The 17,808-nt window shown below is 64.3% G+C and carries 15 protein-coding genes; all 15 read left to right on the top strand.

Annotated features, from left to right (window positions below; all coding sequences use genetic code 11):
* Positions 1-94: 94 nt before the first annotated feature.
* Positions 95-658 (top strand): bifunctional pyr operon transcriptional regulator/uracil phosphoribosyltransferase PyrR, encoded by a 564-nt coding sequence (gene pyrR, locus ACMT3I_RS05235; RefSeq protein ID WP_414803372.1) that lies wholly within the window; start codon positions 95-97, stop codon positions 656-658.
* Positions 658-1,608 (top strand): aspartate carbamoyltransferase catalytic subunit, encoded by a 951-nt coding sequence (locus ACMT3I_RS05240; protein WP_414803373.1) that lies wholly within the window; start codon positions 658-660, stop codon positions 1,606-1,608. The genes pyrR and ACMT3I_RS05240 overlap by 1 nt, the downstream gene beginning before the upstream one ends.
* On the top strand, positions 1,609-2,967 hold the full coding sequence (locus ACMT3I_RS05245) for a dihydroorotase (protein WP_414803374.1): 1,359 nt from the start codon (positions 1,609-1,611) through the stop codon (positions 2,965-2,967).
* Positions 2,960-3,559: a hypothetical protein gene (locus ACMT3I_RS05250; protein ID WP_414803375.1), complete on the top strand. Its 600-nt coding sequence runs from the start codon at positions 2,960-2,962 to the stop codon at positions 3,557-3,559. The genes ACMT3I_RS05245 and ACMT3I_RS05250 overlap by 8 nt, the downstream gene beginning before the upstream one ends.
* A gap of 1 nt (position 3,560) precedes the next feature.
* A complete protein-coding gene (gene carA / locus ACMT3I_RS05255) occupies positions 3,561-4,742 on the top strand; it encodes a glutamine-hydrolyzing carbamoyl-phosphate synthase small subunit (RefSeq protein ID WP_414803376.1) in 1,182 nt (393 codons plus the stop codon).
* Positions 4,742-8,029 (top strand): carbamoyl-phosphate synthase large subunit, encoded by a 3,288-nt coding sequence (gene carB / locus ACMT3I_RS05260; protein ID WP_414803377.1) that lies wholly within the window; start codon positions 4,742-4,744, stop codon positions 8,027-8,029. Before carA ends, carB begins: the two co-directional genes overlap by 1 nt.
* Positions 8,030-8,051: 22 nt before the next feature.
* The gene (gene pyrF / locus ACMT3I_RS05265; RefSeq protein ID WP_414803378.1) at positions 8,052-8,939 is read left to right on the top strand and encodes an orotidine-5'-phosphate decarboxylase; all 888 of its coding nucleotides are present in this window, start codon (positions 8,052-8,054) and stop codon (positions 8,937-8,939) included.
* A complete protein-coding gene (gene gmk, locus ACMT3I_RS05270) occupies positions 8,932-9,852 on the top strand; it encodes a guanylate kinase (RefSeq protein WP_414803379.1) in 921 nt (306 codons plus the stop codon). Before pyrF ends, gmk begins: the two co-directional genes overlap by 8 nt.
* Positions 9,853-9,965: 113 nt before the next feature.
* On the top strand, positions 9,966-10,223 hold the full coding sequence (rpoZ, locus tag ACMT3I_RS05275) for a DNA-directed RNA polymerase subunit omega (RefSeq protein WP_414803380.1): 258 nt from the start codon (positions 9,966-9,968) through the stop codon (positions 10,221-10,223).
* 26 nt (positions 10,224-10,249) lie between these two features.
* Complete coding sequence (gene coaBC / locus ACMT3I_RS05280; protein WP_414803381.1) at positions 10,250-11,491, top strand: bifunctional phosphopantothenoylcysteine decarboxylase/phosphopantothenate--cysteine ligase CoaBC; 1,242 nt, start codon at positions 10,250-10,252, stop codon at positions 11,489-11,491.
* 15 nt (positions 11,492-11,506) lie between these two features.
* Positions 11,507-12,700: a methionine adenosyltransferase gene (metK, locus tag ACMT3I_RS05285; RefSeq protein WP_414803382.1), complete on the top strand. Its 1,194-nt coding sequence runs from the start codon at positions 11,507-11,509 to the stop codon at positions 12,698-12,700.
* 2 nt (positions 12,701-12,702) lie between these two features.
* Positions 12,703-14,742, top strand: a complete 2,040-nt coding sequence (locus ACMT3I_RS05290; RefSeq protein WP_414803383.1) for a primosomal protein N' — start codon at positions 12,703-12,705, stop codon at positions 14,740-14,742.
* Positions 14,743-15,660 carry a methionyl-tRNA formyltransferase gene (gene fmt / locus ACMT3I_RS05295; protein WP_414803384.1) on the top strand — a complete coding sequence of 306 codons (918 nt, stop codon included), beginning with the start codon at positions 14,743-14,745 and terminating at the stop codon, positions 15,658-15,660.
* Entirely contained in the window at positions 15,657-17,117 is a 1,461-nt protein-coding gene (locus ACMT3I_RS05300) for an RsmB/NOP family class I SAM-dependent RNA methyltransferase (RefSeq protein WP_414803385.1), read from the top strand. Before fmt ends, ACMT3I_RS05300 begins: the two co-directional genes overlap by 4 nt.
* A 17-nt stretch (positions 17,118-17,134) precedes the next feature.
* The gene (gene rpe, locus ACMT3I_RS05305; RefSeq protein ID WP_414803386.1) at positions 17,135-17,800 is read left to right on the top strand and encodes a ribulose-phosphate 3-epimerase; all 666 of its coding nucleotides are present in this window, start codon (positions 17,135-17,137) and stop codon (positions 17,798-17,800) included.
* Positions 17,801-17,808: the final 8 nt, after the last annotated feature.

Here is a 17,808-nt window from a genome sequence, read left to right on the forward strand (position 1 = left end):
GGCGTGGGGCGCATCCGCTGGCTGCTAAGCTGGACGAGTACTTTGACATCCTTTAAGAGCCGTCCTGTGAGACGGGGAAGGAGGTCGGTTTTTTATGGCGCGAATCGTGCTGCAACAAGCTGACATCACCCGAGCGTTGACTCGAATCTCTCACGAGATCCTGGAGTCCAATCGGGGACCAGACAATCTCGTCATTCTCGGCATTCCGACTCGGGGCATTCTGCTCGCGCAGCGGATCAGCGAGACCATCCGTCGAATCGAGCCAGCGGCCACCGATATTGCGGTGGGCACACTCGACGTGACGATGTATCGCGACGACCTCGGGCGCACCCGCACCCGCACGCCATCGCCGACGCTGATCCCCGGCAGCATTGACGGCAAAACTGTCGTACTTGTCGATGACGTCCTTTATTCAGGGCGCACGATCAGGGCTGCACTCGACGCGCTGAACGACCACGGTCGCCCGCGCATCGTCCGGCTGGCCGTTCTGATCGACCGTGGGCACCGCGAGCTGCCGATCCGTGCAGACTTCGTCGGCAAGAACCTGCCGAGCTCAGCGTCAGAACGCATCAACGTGCACCTCGACGAGACAGACGGAGACGAGTTCGTGAGCATCGAAAACACCGACGGGTTCAGCACCGACGGGGGTGCCGAGTGATGCGTCACCTACTCTCGACCAAGGAACTCTCCCGCGACGCAGCAATCAACCTGCTCGACATCGCCGAAGACATGGCGGATGTGTCAAACCGCGAGGTCAAGAAGCTCCCGACGCTGCGTGGCAAGACGGTCGTGAATCTCTTCTTCGAAGACTCGACCCGCACCCGTATCTCGTTTGAGGCTGCAGCCAAGCGCCTGTCAGCGGATGTCATCAACTTCAGTGCCAAAGGCTCGAGCGTCTCGAAGGGCGAAAGCCTGAAAGACACCGCACAGACGCTTGCGGCCATGGGTGCCGATGGTGTCGTCATCCGTCACCATGCCTCAGGCGCACCGCAGGTGCTCGCTGAGAGCGGCTGGATCGACGCCGGAATCATCAACGCGGGGGATGGCACGCACGAACACCCGACCCAGGCGCTGCTTGACGCGTTCACCATCCGTCGACGTCTGCACGGTGACGCGTCCAGGGGCAAAGACCTCGACGGCGTCACGGTCACGATCGTCGGCGACATCCTGCATTCCCGGGTCGCCCGCTCCAATCTCTGGCTGCTGAACACGCTGGGCGCCGAGGTCACATTCGTGGCTCCGCCCACGCTGGTGCCCACTGACACGTCTGCCTGGCCAGCCACGATCGGCTTCGATCTTGACGACGCGATCGACGCCCAGCCCGACGTCATCATGATGCTGCGAATCCAGGCCGAGCGCATGAACGCAGCGTTTTTCCCGAACAGCCGTGAATACGCGAGGCGCTGGGGGCTCGACGATGCGCGTTTCGCACGCCTCGGGCCGGATAATATTGTGATGCACCCTGGGCCCATGAACCGTGGCCTTGAAATTTCTTCGACGGCGGCCGATTCGGCCCAGTCGAGTGTGCGCGAACAGGTCACCAATGGCGTGTCAGTCAGGATGGCGGCGCTGTACCTGCTGCTGTCCGGTGACCGGGAGGATTCATAAATGTCGACTGAACGATACCTGATCAAGGGTGCGACGCTGCCTGATGGCGCGCGTGCAGACATCCTGATTGCTGACGGTCGGATCGCCGACCTGGGCGCCACCGTGTCGGATGCCGGCGCCACCGTCATCGATGCAGACGGCCTGATCGCCCTCCCTGGCCTCGTCGACCTGCACACCCACTTGCGCGAGCCGGGCTATGAGCAGAGTGAGACTGTGCTCACCGGTAGCCAGGCTGCAGCGGTCGGCGGCTTCACGAGCGTGTTCGCCATGGCCAACACCTCGCCTGTGCAGGACACCGCCGGTGTCGTCGAGCAGGTCCTGGCGCTGGGGGAGTCTGCAGGGTACGTCCGAGTGCAGCCGATCGGCGCTGTGACAGTCGGACTCGCGGGCAAGCAGCTCGCTGAGCTCGGGGCCATGGCAGCCAGCCGTGCCCAGGTGCGGGTCTTCTCTGACGACGGCTTCTGTGTCTCCGACCCACTGCTGATGCGCCGCGCACTCGAATACGTGAAGTCGTTCGACGGCGTTGTCGCCCAGCACGCCCAGGAGCCACGTCTCACAGAGGGCGCCCAGATGAACGAGGGCGCGCTGTCGGCCGAACTCGGTCTGACCGGCTGGCCGGCCGTCGCCGAAGAGTCGATCATCGCCCGCGATGTGCTCTTGGCAGAGCACGTCGGGTCACGACTTCACGTCTGCCACGTGTCAACCGCTGGATCGGTCGACGTGGTGCGCTGGGCCAAGGCCCGCGGCATCAACGTGACAGCAGAGGTCACCCCTCACCACCTGCTGCTCACCGAAGAACTCATCTCCGGCTACGACGCTCGATACAAGGTCAACCCGCCACTGCGTCGCCGTGAAGACACCGAGGCACTCCGCGCTGGCCTGGCCGATGGCACCATCGACATCGTCGCCACCGACCACGCCCCGCACCCGGTTGAAGCCAAGGATTGCGAGTGGGATGCCGCGGCCAACGGCATGGTGGGGCTCGAATCCGCGCTGTCGGTCGTGCACGCCTCGACGGTGGCCAACGGCCTGCTCGGCTGGAACGACGTCGCCCGGGTGCTCTCGCACACGCCGGCGCGCATCGGCCGCATTGATGACCAGGGTCAGCCGATCGAGATCGGCGCACCCGCAGAACTGACGCTGTACGACCCTGCAGCCTCCCGCGTCTTCGGTCAGAACGACCTCGCTGGCAAGGGCATCAACTCGCCGTACCTCAGCATGTCGTTGCCCGGTCGCATCATCGCCACCTTCCACCGCGGATACGCGACGGTGCTCGACGGCCAACTGCGCGATGCGGCATCGGTTCACGCCGCAGCCCAGGCCGCGACGGCGTCGGAAGCGGTGAGCGCCCGTGGATAGGACAGCCCCCACGATCATCGTCGTTGTCGTCGTCCTTGGCTTGCTGCTGCTGATGGCACGCAGTTGGCGCAAACGCAGCGCCCGTGACTCAACGCTGGCCGCCGGTTATGTGTTCCCGGCAGAAACCGCAACACCGGCTGGCGCACAGAGTTCGTCCACTACCGACGCCCCGGTGTTCTACGTCGCGACGACTCCGCGCGAGCGCCCACTCGAGCGTCTCGCAATCCGGGGCCTCGGGTTCCGCGCCCGCGGAGTGCTCGCAGTTCGTGTCGACGGCGTCATCATCGACCTGGATGGTGAGCAGCCGGTCTTCGTGCCGGCCAGCGCCATCGAGACGCTGACGAAGGCCAGTTTCGCCATCGACCGCGGTGTCGAGACCGACGGCCTCGTCGTCCTCGGCTGGCGTCTGGCGGGTTCGGGTGGTGTGGCCGAGTCCTCAACTACATCAACTTCCCCCACGGGGTCGACGATTTCGGTCGACAGTTACTTCCGCATCGTCGACCAGGCCGATCGTGCCCGGATCGTTGATGCGATTCGATCCATTGCTCCAGGGGTCATCGACCCAACTGGCACCACTGAAAGTGAGGCGTAGCGTGAGCTACTCAGGCAGCATTCCCACCAACGGGACGGCCCAGGCCGTCCTCGTGCTCGAGGATGGCAAGCGATTTGTCGGCAAGGCATACGGCGCAACAGGCCAGACGCTTGGTGAGATCGTCTTCGCCACCGGTATGACCGGATACCAGGAAACCCTGACCGACCCGTCGTACGCCGGCCAGATCGTGCTGATGACCGCCCCGCACATCGGCAACACCGGCGCGAACGACACCGACATGGAGTCAGCGCGAATCTGGGTCTCCGGCTTCGTTGTGCGTGAGCCCTCCCGTACAGTGTCGAACTTCCGCTCGCAGCGCAGCCTCGATGACGACCTCGAGTCGAACAACGTCGTCGGTATCAGCGGCATCGACACACGGGCAATCACCCGTCACATCCGCTCAGCCGGTGCAATGCGCGCCGGGATCTTCTCCGGCGACTTCCTGAAGCTGTCTGACTCTGAGCAGCTTGAGCTCGTGCAGAACGCAGCCCAGATGCGTGGCCGCAACCTCTCAGACGATGTCTCGACGGTCGACCCGTACTCGCTGCCTGCCCAGGGCGAGCGCATTGGGTCCGTCGCCGTGCTCGACCTCGGTGTGAAGAAGTCAACACTCAACTACCTCGCTGAGCGCGGTTTCGAGGTGCTGGTGCTGCCGCAGACGGTCACGGCCAAGGACGTCTTGTCGCTGAACCCCGACGCCCTGTTCTTCTCGAACGGGCCAGGCGACCCCGCGGCATCCGATGCCCACGTCGACCTGCTGCAGGAATGCCTGCGGGCCGGCCTGCCGTACTTCGGCATCTGCTTCGGCAACCAGCTGCTCGGCCGTGCACTCGGCTTCCGCACCTACAAGCTGCCGTTCGGTCACCGTGGCATCAACCAGCCCGTGCTCGACAAGGCAACAGGCCGGGTTGAGATCACCTCGCAGAACCACGGCTTTGCCGTTGACATGCCCATCGAGGGCGAGCTCGACTCGCGCGCCGGATTCGGCCGCGTCGAAGTGAGCCACTACAGCCTGAACGACAAGGTGGTTGAAGGCATCCGCTGCCTCGACATCCCCGCGTTCTCTGTGCAGTACCACCCGGAGTCTGCGGCTGGGCCGCACGACGCCAACCACCTTTTTGACCGGTTCAGGGACGTCGTCATGGCCCACCAGAACGCTGCAGGAGCAGGAGACTCGAAGTAATGCCAAAGCGCGACGATATTAACAGCGTCCTCGTCATCGGATCGGGTCCGATCGTTATCGGTCAGGCCTGCGAATTCGACTACTCGGGCACCCAGGCCTGCCGCGTGCTGCGCGAGGAAGGCGTGCGCGTCATCCTGGTCAACTCGAACCCGGCCACCATCATGACCGACCCCGACTTCGCCGACGCGACGTACATCGAGCCGATCACACCCGAGATCATTGAGTCGATCATCATCAAGGAACGCCCTGATGCCATCCTGCCGACACTCGGTGGCCAGACGGCGCTGAACGCGGCGATCCAGCTGCACGAGCTCGGCATCCTGGAGAAGTACAACGTCGAACTCATCGGTGCGTCCTTCGAAGCGATCAACAAGGGCGAAGACCGCCAGATCTTCAAGGACCTGGTCATCGCTGCCGGCGCAGGCGTCGCCCGTTCATACATCGCCCACACCGTCGAAGAAGCCGTCGGCTTCGCAGAAGACCTCGGCTACCCGCTCGTCGTGCGCCCGTCATTCACCATGGGTGGCCTCGGCTCGGGCTTCGCGTACACCGAAGAAGAGCTGCGCCGCATCGTCGGCGACGGCCTGCACCAGAGCCCCAACACCGAGGTGCTGCTCGAAGAGTCGATCCTGGGCTGGAAAGAGTACGAACTCGAAATGATGCGCGACACGGCTGACAACACAGTCGTCGTCTGCTCAATCGAGAACGTCGACCCCGTCGGCGTGCACACCGGTGACTCGATCACTGTCGCCCCCGCACTCACGCTGACCGACGTCGAGTACCAGAAGCTGCGCGACATCTCGATCGACATCATCCGCGCCGTCGGCGTCGACACCGGTGGCTGCAACATCCAGTTCGCCATCGACCCGGCCGACGGCCGCATCATCGTCATCGAGATGAACCCTCGTGTCTCGCGCTCATCAGCACTGGCCAGCAAGGCAACCGGATTCCCGATCGCCAAGATTGCCGCGAAGCTTGCACTGGGCTACCGCCTCGACGAGATCCCGAACGACATCACCAAGGTGACGCCGGCCAGCTTCGAGCCGACGCTCGACTATGTCGTCGTCAAGGTGCCGCGCTTCGCGTTCGAGAAGTTCCCGGCAGCAGACCCGCGACTGACCACCACCATGAAGTCAGTCGGTGAGGCCATGGCTATCGGCCGCAGCTTCTCCTCTGCACTGCAGAAGGCACTGCGCTCCCTGGAGAAGCGTGGCTCGTCGTTCCACTGGGGACCAGAGACCCGCTCGATCGACGAACTGCTGGTCGAGGCCGAGATCCCGACCGACGGCCGCATCGTCACCGTGCAGCAGGCGCTCCGGAAGGGCGCGTCCATCGAGCAGGTCTTCGAGGCCACCAAGATTGACCCGTGGTTCCTCGACCAGATCGTGCTCATCAACGAGGTAGCCGACGCCATCGCCGCCTCAGAAACACTCGACACCGACACCCTGCGCACTGCGAAAGACCACGGTTTCTCCGACGCCCAGATTGGTGAGCTCCGCGGCTTCGGCGAAGCGGATGTGCGCAAGATCCGTCACATCCTCGACGTGCGTCCGGTCTTCAAGACCGTCGACACCTGTGCAGGGGAGTTCCCCGCACTCACGCCGTACCACTACTCGAGCTACGACCAGGAGACTGAGGTCATTCCGAGCGACCGCAAGAAGGTCGTCATCCTGGGCTCAGGGCCGAACCGTATCGGTCAGGGTGTCGAGTTCGACTACTCCTGTGTACACGCCTCGTTCGCGCTGTCAGAAGCCGGCTACGAGACGATCATGATCAACTGCAACCCTGAGACTGTCTCCACCGACTACGACACCTCAGACCGCCTGTACTTCGAGCCGCTGACGCTCGAAGACGTGCTCGAGGTCATTCACGCCGAAAGCCAGAGCGGAGAGCTCGTTGGCGTCGTCGTACAGCTCGGTGGCCAGACAGCACTCGGCCTGGCCAAGGGCCTCGAGGCCGAAGGCATTCCGATTCTCGGCACGACGCCTGAGGCGATCGACCTCGCCGAAGAGCGCGGATTGTTCTCCGAGATCCTCGACAATGCCAAGCTGCTCGCACCGCGCAACGGCACAGCGACCGACTTCACCGGTGCCGTCACCATTGCAGAAGAGATCGGCTACCCGGTTCTGGTACGTCCGAGCTACGTGCTCGGTGGCCGCGGTATGGAGATCGTCTACGACAGTGCTTCGCTGGCCGACTACTTCAACCGCATGGCCGGACAGGGCATCATCGGCCCATCGCACCCGCTGCTTGTCGACAGGTTCCTTGACGACGCGATCGAAATCGACGTCGACGCGATCTACGACGGCCACGAGCTCTACATCGGTGGCGTCATGGAGCACATCGAAGAGGCCGGCATCCACTCCGGTGACTCGAGCTGCACCCTGCCGCCCGTCACTCTCGGTCGGGCAGAGATCGATCGCGTCCGCGACGCAACGCTGGCCATCGCAGAGGGAATCGGCGTGCGCGGCCTGCTGAACGTGCAGTTCGCAATCGGCGCTGGGGTGCTCTACGTGCTCGAGGCCAACCCCCGCGCTTCGCGTACAGTTCCGTTCGTAGCCAAGGCGCTCGGCATCACACTGGCCAAGGCTGCCTCGCTGATCATGGTCGGCAGGACGATCGCCGAGCTGAAGGCGGAGGGCAAGCTGCCCCTGATCGATGGCTCGCGCGTACCGATGGATGCACCGGTCGCCGTGAAGGAAGCCGTGCTTCCGTTCAAGCGCTTCCGCACCAAGGAAGGCAACGTCGTCGACTCAGTGCTCGGCCCGGAGATGCGTTCAACCGGTGAGGTCATGGGCATCGACCGCGACTTCCCACGTGCGTTCGCCAAGAGCCAGCTGGCCGCATACGGCGGAATGCCTGACTCTGGTACCGTCTTCGTCTCGGTCTCAGACCGCGACAAGCGCGCCATCATCCTTCCCGTGCTGCGCCTGCAGCAGCTCGGCTACGACATCATCGCCACCGAGGGCACCGCAGAGGTGCTGAAGCGCAATGGAATCGACGCCCGCATCGTACGCAAGTACAGCGAGAAGACCAGCGAATCCGACGATTCAATCGTCGAGCTGATCAAGCGCGAAGAAGTCCAGGTCGTCATCAACACGCCCGGTGGCGGTTCGGCTCGTGCAGATGGCTACGAGATCCGCGCGGCAGCCGTCGCCGGTGACCTGCCACTGTTCACGACGATCGCCGAGCTCAGCGCAGCTGTGGGCTCGATCGATGCAGTGAAGGAAGGCTTCACCGTGACGTCTCTCCAGGAATACGCCCTCGCCCGCGCAGCCGCGCTCTAAACCGAAACACACATAGCAACACATGACACAGCAACAACCAAGCGTTACCGTCCCCAGCTTCGGTGAGCGTCTCGAGCAGACGTTCACCGAGCGGGGGGCGCTCTGTGTGGGGATCGACCCACACTCCTGGCTCCTGTCCGAATGGGGCCTGCCAGACTCCGCCGCCGGTGCCGAATCGTTCGGACGCACCGTCGTCGCGGCAACGGCCGGCCAGGCCGGTATCGTCAAGCCGCAGGTGGCTTTCTTCGAGAAGTTCGGTTCAGCCGGCTTCATCGCACTCGAACGTGTACTGGCTGACGCCCGAGCCGCCGGTCTGCTCGTGATCGCTGACGTCAAGCGTGGCGACCTCGGAACCAGCGTCGAAGCGTACGGCCAGGCCTGGCTCGGTGCCGGCTCACCGCTTGAAGTTGATGCCATCACCGTCAACGCCTACATGGGCGTCGGCTCGCTCGACTCGACGTTCGCGCTTGCTGCCTCTGGCGGCAAGGGAGTCTTCGTGCTTTCTGCCACCTCAAACCCAGAAGGCCCGTCGATTCAGCAGGCAGTCGTCTCAGCCGGTGAATTTGCCGGTCAGAGTGTCGCCAGTGCTGTGCTGGCCGACGTCGCCGCACGCAACGCGGCAGCAGGGACTGGACTGCTCGGCTCGATCGGCGTCGTGCTCGGCGCGACGATGGACCTCGGTTCATACGGAATCGATATCACGTCTGCACCGAGCTCAGCGCTCACTCCGGTGCTCGCTCCAGGATTCGGTCACCAGGGTGCAGATGTACGAGGTCTGCACAACCTCTATGGCGGATACGCAAGTGGGGTTATCGTGAGTGAATCGCGTAGCATTTTGTCGTCCGGGCCAGCAGATCTTTCCCGCACGATCGCGCACCGAGTAGCTGAGGCAGGAGCGGTCCGTGGCTGAGCAACGTCCCACCCCACCCGAAGTCGATCGTGTAGCGGCTTCCCGGGCAGCAGTGGCAGCCCGTCGCGCCCGCGCGGCCGTGAAAGCGGATGTCGCGGCAGGCAGGCGCACAGCGCTTGACGTGCTGTCGGCAGCGGTGAAAGACCCGGCCGGCGTCGAAGGGCGCCTGCGCGTGACCGAACTGCTCACCAGCATCCCGGCCATCGGTGTCACCAAGATGCAGCGCATCATGAGCTCACTCGACATCTCGCCCTCGAAGCGTTTGGGCGGCCTCGGTACGCACCAGCGTGATCGACTGCGCGATTTCCTGTCGACCAAGCCGACGGCCAAGCGCGGCAACGCTGACAGCAAGCTCATCGTGCTCGCCGGCCCGACTGCCGTCGGCAAGGGCACCGTCGCCAACTACATCAGGGAGAACTACCCGGATGTGCACCTGTCGGTCTCAGCGACAACGCGGGCACCCCGACCTGGTGAAGTTGAAGGCGTCAGCTACTACTTCGTCGACGACGCTGAATTTGATCGCATGATCGATGAAGGCGAAATGCTCGAATGGGCCCAGGTGCACAACGCGCACCGCTACGGCACGCCCCGCGGACCCGTGGACGCAGCGATCGCCAAGGGCGACAGTGTGCTGCTCGAGATCGACCTGCAGGGTGCCAGGGCAGTGCGTCGCGCGATGCCTGAAGCCCGATTGGTCTTTTTGTTGCCACCCAGCTGGGAAGAACTTGTGCGTCGTCTGATCGGTCGCGGCACCGAGGATTCCGCGGAACAGACCCGCCGATTAGAGACCGCGAAGCTCGAATTGGCCGCTCAGGGCGAGTTCGATTACCGTGTCGTGAACCACGACGTGGCCGAAGCGGCCAGAGAAGTCGTAGACTTGATGGAGATTCGCAAGGCATCTGCGCGCCCATAAGCCGTATTTGGTCTTGATTTCAGCGTCAGGCCCGACGCCGCAGCACAGTTTCACTGCGCATTATTCACTGCGCACAATGCAGTTACGTACATTGCACTTAAGGAGTGTCACCAATGGCTACCAAGCTCACTGGCATCATTGATCCGCCCATCGACGACCTGCTTACCAAGGTCGACTCCAAGTACGCCCTGGTGATCTTCGCGTCCAAGCGTGCTCGTCAGATCAACGACTACTATGCAGACCTGCACGAAGGCAGCCTGTTCGACAACGTCGGCCCGCTGGTCGACTCGACCATCGACGACAAGCCGCTGTCCGTTGCTCTGCGCGAGATCAACGAAGACAAGCTCGTCGCCAAGCCGATCGTCGAATAACCAGAGTCAGAGCACGAGCGCGTACGGTGTTGGCTTCACGCACGATCGTCGTTGGTATCACCGGCGGCATCGCAGCGTATAAAGCAGTCAACGTTGTACGCGCTTTTGTGTTGCAGGGGCATTCGGTGCACGTCGTGGCCACTGAGGCCGCGCTGCGCTTCGTCGGTAAGCCAACCCTCGAAGCCATTTCTCGCAATCCGGTGAACGTCGACCTCTACGAGGGTGTCGCCGAGGTGCGTCACGTGGCGATCGGCCAGTCGGCCGACTTGATCGTGATCGCTCCTGCTACCGCGAACACCATTGCGAAGTTGGCCGCCGGCATCGCAGACGATCTGCTGGGCAACACGGTGCTGGCCAGCACCGCACCGATCGTGCTCGCGCCGGCGATGCACACCGAGATGTGGAACAACAAGGCCACCGTCGCCAACGTTGCCACGCTGCGGGAACGCGGCATGACGATCGTCGGTCCCGGCGTCGGACAGCTCACCGGCAGCGACGTCGGTCCCGGCCGCATGGAAGAGCCGGATGTCATCGTTCAACGCGCGCTTGATGTGCTTGACGCGCAGCCGACGGTCGACTCGGACGACCTGGCGGGCAAACGCGTCGTGATCAGTGCAGGCGGCACGAGAGAACCCCTCGATCCCGTCCGCTTCCTTGGCAATCGGTCGAGTGGCAAGCAGGGCGTCGCATTGGCCCTCGCCGCTGCAGCCCGCGGTGCATCCGTCGTGCTGGTCGCGGCGAACCTCGACGTTGCAGTCCCCGCGCACGTCACCGTGCACCTGGCCGGTTCCGCCCTCGACCTTGAGCAAGCGATGCGTGAAGAGTGCGTGAGTGCCGACATCGTGATCATGGCTGCCGCTGTCGCCGACTACCGGCCGACCGAGATACGCGAGGGCAAGATCAAGAAGGAAGACACGGGCGACACTCTCACGTTGACGCTGGTCAAGAATCCCGACGTACTCGCCGGTCTGGTCGAGACTCGTCGCGCCGGGCATGCGCCCGCCGGCCAGCAGATCGTCGGTTTCGCGGCCGAGACAGAGCCGGATGCCGACAAGCTGCTCGCGCTCGGCCGCGGCAAGATCGCCCGCAAGGGCTGCGATCTGCTCGTTGTCAACCGCGTCGGCTGGTCAGAGGGCTTTGCCACAGACAGCAATGAAGTCATGATCCTCGATGCCCGCGGAGATATAGTAAATGAGGCTTCCGGCAGCAAAATGTCGGTGGCCAATCGCATTCTTGACGTGATCGTCCGAAACGATTCCTTCAACTAACAACAGATGGGCCCCATGAGCGACCTTCGCCTCTTCACCTCTGAATCCGTGACTGAAGGTCACCCAGACAAGATCTGTGACCAGATCTCCGACTCGATCCTCGATGCGCTGCTCGCTGAAGACCCGAACAGTCGTGTTGCGGTTGAAACTCTCGTCACCACGGGGCTCGTGCACGTCGCCGGTGAGGTCACCACCAACGCATACGTCGAGATCCCGTCGATCGTGCGCAAGACGATCACCGACATCGGCTATAACTCCTCAGACGTCTGGTTCGACGGTCGCTCATGTGGCGTCGAGATCTCAATCGGTGGCCAGTCTCCCGACATCGCCCAGGGCGTCGATAACGCATACGAGACTCGCGAAGGCGACAGCGTCGACGACTTCGACCGTCAGGGTGCAGGCGATCAGGGCATCATGTTCGGCTATGCGACGACTGAAACGCCCTCGCTGATGCCGATTCCGATCTGGATCGCGCACCGCCTGGCCGAGCGCCTCGCTGCCGTCCGCAAGTCGGGTGAACTCACATACCTGCGTCCAGACGGCAAGACCCAGGTCACCATCGGCTACGACGGAATCATTCCGCGCACCGTAGAGACAGTCGTCGTATCGACCCAGCATTCACCCTCTGTATCGACCCACCGCTTGCGCGCCGAGATCGAAGAACTGGTCATCCGCCCGGTACTCGCCGGCGTCGAGCTTGAATCAGCAGCGGCACGCACACTCATCAATCCGACGGGTCGTTTCGAGATCGGTGGCCCGCAGGGCGACGCCGGACTGACAGGCCGCAAGATCATCATCGACACCTACGGGGGAGCGAGCCGCCACGGTGGCGGTGCGTTCAGCGGTAAAGACCCGTCGAAGGTCGACCGCTCAGCGGCGTATGCCATGCGCTGGGTTGCCAAGAACGCCGTCGCTGCCGGACTGGCCGAGCGCCTCGAGGTGCAGATCGCATACGCGATCGGCAAGGCATCCCCTGTCGGCCTCTACGTCGAGACCTTTGGCACCGGAACGATGTCAGATGAGCGCATCACTGCGGCGATCCGCGAGGTGTTCGACCTGCGCCCTGCTGCAATCATCCGCTCACTCGATCTGCTGCGCCCGATCTACGCGCAGACGGCGACATACGGCCACTTCGGCCGCGAACTGCCCGACTTCACCTGGGAACGCCTCGACAGGGTCGACGACCTGAGAAGCGCAGCCGGGCTCTGACGATGACGCACACCGGCCTTGTGGCGCGGGTGCTCATCGACTCCCCGCTGCCGCAGCTCGACCACCTGTTCGACTACAGCATTCCAGCCGAGCTGGCTGACATCGCCTTGCCCGGCGTGCGCGTCAAAGTGCCGTTCCGAGCGGGAAGGATCGCCGCCGGCTACCTCATCGAGGTAACGGATGCCGGGGCGGGCGGGCCGGGGGGCGAGCCAGCCTTTACCGGTACGCTCAGCCCACTCGACTCTGTGGTCTCAGCCGTACAGGTGCTGACCCCTGAGGTGGCCAGGTTGGCTCGCCAAGTGGCCGATCGGGCTGCAGGAAACGCGAGCGACGTCATCCGTCTGGCCGTGCCACCCAGGCAGGTTCGGGCAGAGAAGGCGTGGCTGGCCGCCAGGGCGGCCCTGGCTGCCGAGGCCGATGGCTCCGATGCCGGTGATGCTGCCGCCCCTGAAAGTCCCGCTGGCCTCAGCGCAGCCGGATTCGACGGCTACCGGGCCGGTGTATTCGACGAACTCATCGCAGAACGCAAACGCGTCGCCGTCGCAGCTGTACCCCGTCTGCTGCAGTTGGCCAACGGCACAACCATCGGCCACTGGGCTCATACCCTGGCCGAGTTGGCTGCTGTCACGCTGCAGGCCGGACGCTCAACGCTGTTGGTGCTGCCTGACTACCGCGACCAGGATCAGGTCGAGGCCGCACTGGCGCAGCTCGTGCCTGGCTCCTCGGTCAGCCGGGTGGATGCCAGACAGACCGGCACAGAACGCTATCGCGCCTTCCTCGCCTGCCTGACCGACGAACCGCGCATCGTCGTCGGTAACAGGTCTGCGGTGTACGCACCCGCCCCCAACCTCGGCCTGATCGCCCTGTGGGACGACGGAGACCCGCTGCACGCCGAACTGCACAGCCCGTACGTGCACGCCCGTGATGCCGCCCTGATACGCCAGCAGGAGTCAGGTGCTGCCCTGGCCTTCTTCAGCCACTCGCGCAGCGTTGAGACACAGCGCCTGGTCGAACTCGGCTGGCTCGGCGAGATCCACCCTGAGCGGGTCGTACACCCCAAAGTCATTCCGACCGCGTACCAGGCATCGCCAGACGAACAGGCAAGAGTGGCACGCATTCCAACGGCAGCGTGGCGTGCAGCCAAAGAAGCGCTGGCAACCGGCCCTGTCCTCGTGCAGGTGGCCAGCCCCGGCTATGCGCCGGTGCTCGCCTGCCAGACCTGCAAGCAGGCGGCACGATGCACGAACTGCCAGGGCCCACTCGGCCTCACGACGGCCGGCGCAACGCCGTCATGCCGTCTCTGTGGCGCCTTGGCCGTCTCGTGGCAGTGCAGCCACTGTGAGGGCCGTACGTATCGCTTGGTCACGATCGGCACCGCCAGGACCGCCGAAGAACTCGGTCGCGCTTTCCCCGGTGTGCGAGTGATCATCGCCGACGGTGAGCACACCATCCAACACATTGATGCGCAACCGGCTCTCGTCATCGCTACCCGCGGCGCCGAACCGATCCCAACGGGCGGCTACCACGCCATCCTGCTGCTCGATGGCGAGCGGATGCTGGCGCGAGAGTCGCTGCGCGTCGGTGAAGACTGCCTGCGCTGGTGGTCGAACGCCGCAGCCATGGCCGCGCCAGGCGCATCGGTTGTGCTCGTCGGCGTTGGGGGAGCCCTGGCCCGTGCGCTGAACTCGTGGCAGCCAGAAGCGTATGCCGCGAGTGAGCTTGCCGACCGCAGGGTGCTCAGGTTCCCTCCCGCCGTTCGGATAGCATCTGTTACCGGCACCGACGATGGCGTCGCCACAGCTGTCGCCGAATTCGCGGACCAGGCCGGAGTCGACGTGCTCGGCCCCGTACCGGCAGATTCCGGCAAGGTGCGCGCTGTCGTGCGCTTTGCCTATGCCGACGGCGACGCTGTCGCCCACACACTGAAGGCCGCCATCGTGCGCAACGCCTCGCAGCGCCGCAAGCGCGCAGCAGGATCCAGTGCCGCCTTCGTGCCCACGCCTACACTCAAAGTACGATTCGATGACCCGGAGCTGCTCTAAATGAAACTCGTCTTCGCCGGCACTCCGTTGCCTGCGGTACCGTCCCTTGAGGCGCTGATCAACTCAGAACACGAGGTGGCGGCCGTCATCACGCGCCACGACGCTGAACTCGGCCGGAAACGCGTCCTCACACCGTCTCCGGTCGCCGTCGTCGCGGCAGCGAACGGCATCCCGCTGATCAAGGCGAACCGCCTTGACGATGCAGCGACAGAGGCTGTGCGCGCACTGCAGCCCGACCTCGGCGTCATCGTCGCGTACGGCGGATTGGTGCGTGAGCCGTTGCTCTCTGTGCCTCGCCTCGGCTGGATCAACCTGCACTTCTCGCTGCTGCCGCGCTGGCGGGGTGCTGCACCTGTGCAGCATGCAGTCATCGCCGGTGAGCAGGAGACCGGTGCTGCCGTGTTCCAGCTGGTTCCTGCGCTCGATGCTGGTCCGATCTTCGGCATGATCCACGAACGGATCGGTGCAGACCAGACAGCAGGCGAACTTCTCGAATCCCTCGGCGTGAGTGGCGCCGAACTCCTGGTACGCGTCGTCGACCAGCTGGCCACCGGTACCGCCAGGTCGATCGAACAGGTCGGCGAGGTTACCCTCGCTCCGAAGCTCGGACTTGCCGACGCTCGCATCGACTGGACACGGTCGGCTGAGGCCGTCTACCAGCGGGTCCGTGGCGTCACGCCGGAACCCGGTGCGTTCACCATGCTGGGCGACACCCGCCTCAAGCTCATCGAAATGGCCCGTACGACGGGCGACGATTCACTGCAGCCCGGCGTCATCCGCCTCATCGACGGTGAAGTGCAGATCGGCACAGGAACAACGCCGCTCGAACTGGTGACCGTTCAGCCGGCAGGCAAGAAACCAATGCGTGCCACCGATTGGTGGCGCGGACTCGCAACAGAAGAAGTGGTGGCATCATGACAGGCGACGACAGAACACAGGGTCGAGCGCCGAGCAGGCAGGACGCCGCTGCGAGAACGGACTCCCGTCAGAGCCGCCAGTCGGCCGACTTCGTGCAGCCAGCCAGACGCGTGGCATACGAGGTCATCGCGGCAGTCCGTGAATCGGATGCTTACGCAAACCTGCTGCTGCCCACGAAGATCAAGCGCGCTGCGCTGAACACTGCCGACGCCGGGCTGGCAACCGAACTGACCTACGGCACACTGCGCATGCAGGGCTACTACGACCGTGTCATCTCGCTGGCCGCAGGCCGGCCGGTCGACGCGATTGACCCCGCCATCCTCGACGTGCTGCGTCTCGGTACCCACCAGCTGCTCTCGACGCGCGTCGCCACGCACGCAGCGGTGAACGAATCGGTGTCGCTGGCGAAGCAGGTTGGTTCGCGCTCAGCGACCGGATTCACCAACGGTGTACTCCGCACGATTTCGCGCAGCAGTGCCGACGAGTGGCGAGAGCGCGTACTCGATGCGACGACGAGCGCCGACGACAAGCTCGCCGCGGTGTACTCACACCCGGTCTGGGTGGTGCGTGCACTGCGCCAGTCGCTGCTTGCCGAAAACAGGGCAGATGAACTTGAAGCCCTTCTTGACGCCGACAACCAGGCAGCGCGGGTGAACATGGTTGCCCTGCCAGGCCTGACCGACCCCGAACTGTCGGAGAGCCTCGGCGAGGCCGACGCGTTCTCGCCGACCGGGTTCGTGCTGGCTGGGGGAGACCCGTTCACCCTCATGAAGGAGTATGACGGGCGCATCCGCGTGCAGGACGAGGGCTCGCAGATCGCAGCGCTCGCACTCACCAGGGCACGCCCCGTGCGTGCTGAAGAGCGTTGGCTCGACCTGTGTGCCGGCCCAGGTGGCAAAGCCGCCCTGCTTGCTGCAGAGGCGCTTGCCGGTGGCGCATACCTGGTGGCCAACGAGATCGTACCGACGCGCGCCGAGCTTGTGCGTAATGCGCTTGCGCCGGTTCCGCTCGACGTCCCTGTGTGGGAAAGCGATGGCACTCAAATCGCCGAGCGGCACGCAGACACCTTCGACCGGATTCTGCTTGACGCCCCATGCACCGGTCTTGGTGCGCTCCGCCGTCGGCCGGAGGCCCGCTGGCGCAAGCAGCCGCAGGATGTCACTGAGCTCTCGAATCTGCAGTCGAATCTGCTCGATGCTGCGCTCAAGGCACTCGCGCCGGGTGGCATCCTCGCGTACGTCACATGCTCGCCACACATCGCAGAGACCCGCGGCATTGTCGCGACGGCCCTGAAGGCGTGGGGCGACAAGGTCACACAGCTCGACACCGCAGCCGTTGTGCAGTCACTCGCGGTCAACGAGCTCGATCTGGCTGGTGACCCGACGAGTGTTCAGCTCTGGCCGCACCGTCACGGCACGGATGCCATGTTCATCACGCTGATCGAGCGCACCGTCTAGCAAGTAGGGTGAAAGTCATGCCGAACCGAATCAACCCGAGCATCCTGGCCGCCGATTTCGCCAACTTCGAGACAGAGCTGAACCGCATCAGCACGGCCGATCTTGTGCATGTCGACATCATGGACAACCACTTCGTGCCCAACCTGACGTTCGGCCTGCCGATGGTGCAGCGCCTACAGGAAGTGTCGCCGATTCCACTCGACGTGCACCTGATGATCGACGACCCAGACCGCTGGGCACCTGGCTACGCCGAGGCCGGCGCATTCTCGGTGACCTTCCACGCCGAGGCGGCAGCGGATGCCGTCGCCCTGGCCCGCACGCTCCGCGGAATCGGGGCACGGGCGGGGATCGCGCTGAAGCCGGGGACCGCCATCGAGCCGTACCTTGAGCTACTTCCCGAGTTCGACCAGGTGCTGATCATGACCGTTGAACCCGGTTTCGGCGGCCAGAGCTTCATGGAATCCACGATGCCGAAGCTGCGCACGCTGTCTGGCGCCGTCGAAGCACGCGGTCTCGACGTCTGGATGCAGGTCGACGGCGGCGTGACTGTCGACACCATCGGCATTGCCGCTGAGGCAGGCGCCAACACGTTCGTTGCGGGCTCTGCGGTATTCAGGGGAGATCCGGCCGAACAGATCGCCCTGCTGCGCGCCACAGCGGACGCGCACACCCACGCGCACTAGTAACCTGT

The organism is Leifsonia sp. A12D58 (genome assembly GCF_047530025.1).
Classification (GTDB): Bacteria; Actinomycetota; Actinomycetes; order Actinomycetales; family Microbacteriaceae; genus Cryobacterium.

Bases quoted from the DNA above. Each gene is read 5' to 3' on its own strand.
- pyrR (WP_414803372.1), top strand. From the start codon at position 95: ATGGCGCGAATCGTGCTGCAACAAGCTGACATCACCCGAGCGTTGACT.
- ACMT3I_RS05240 (WP_414803373.1), top strand. From the start codon at position 658: ATGCGTCACCTACTCTCGACCAAGGAACTCTCCCGCGACGCAGCAATC.
- ACMT3I_RS05245 (WP_414803374.1), top strand. From the start codon at position 1,609: ATGTCGACTGAACGATACCTGATCAAGGGTGCGACGCTGCCTGATGGC.
- carB (WP_414803377.1), top strand. From the start codon at position 4,742: ATGCCAAAGCGCGACGATATTAACAGCGTCCTCGTCATCGGATCGGGT.
- pyrF (WP_414803378.1), top strand. From the start codon at position 8,052: ATGACACAGCAACAACCAAGCGTTACCGTCCCCAGCTTCGGTGAGCGT.
- rpoZ (WP_414803380.1), top strand. From the start codon at position 9,966: ATGGCTACCAAGCTCACTGGCATCATTGATCCGCCCATCGACGACCTG.
- metK (WP_414803382.1), top strand. From the start codon at position 11,507: ATGAGCGACCTTCGCCTCTTCACCTCTGAATCCGTGACTGAAGGTCAC.
- ACMT3I_RS05290 (WP_414803383.1), top strand. From the start codon at position 12,703: ATGACGCACACCGGCCTTGTGGCGCGGGTGCTCATCGACTCCCCGCTG.
- fmt (WP_414803384.1), top strand. From the start codon at position 14,743: ATGAAACTCGTCTTCGCCGGCACTCCGTTGCCTGCGGTACCGTCCCTT.
- ACMT3I_RS05300 (WP_414803385.1), top strand. From the start codon at position 15,657: ATGACAGGCGACGACAGAACACAGGGTCGAGCGCCGAGCAGGCAGGAC.
- rpe (WP_414803386.1), top strand. From the start codon at position 17,135: ATGCCGAACCGAATCAACCCGAGCATCCTGGCCGCCGATTTCGCCAAC.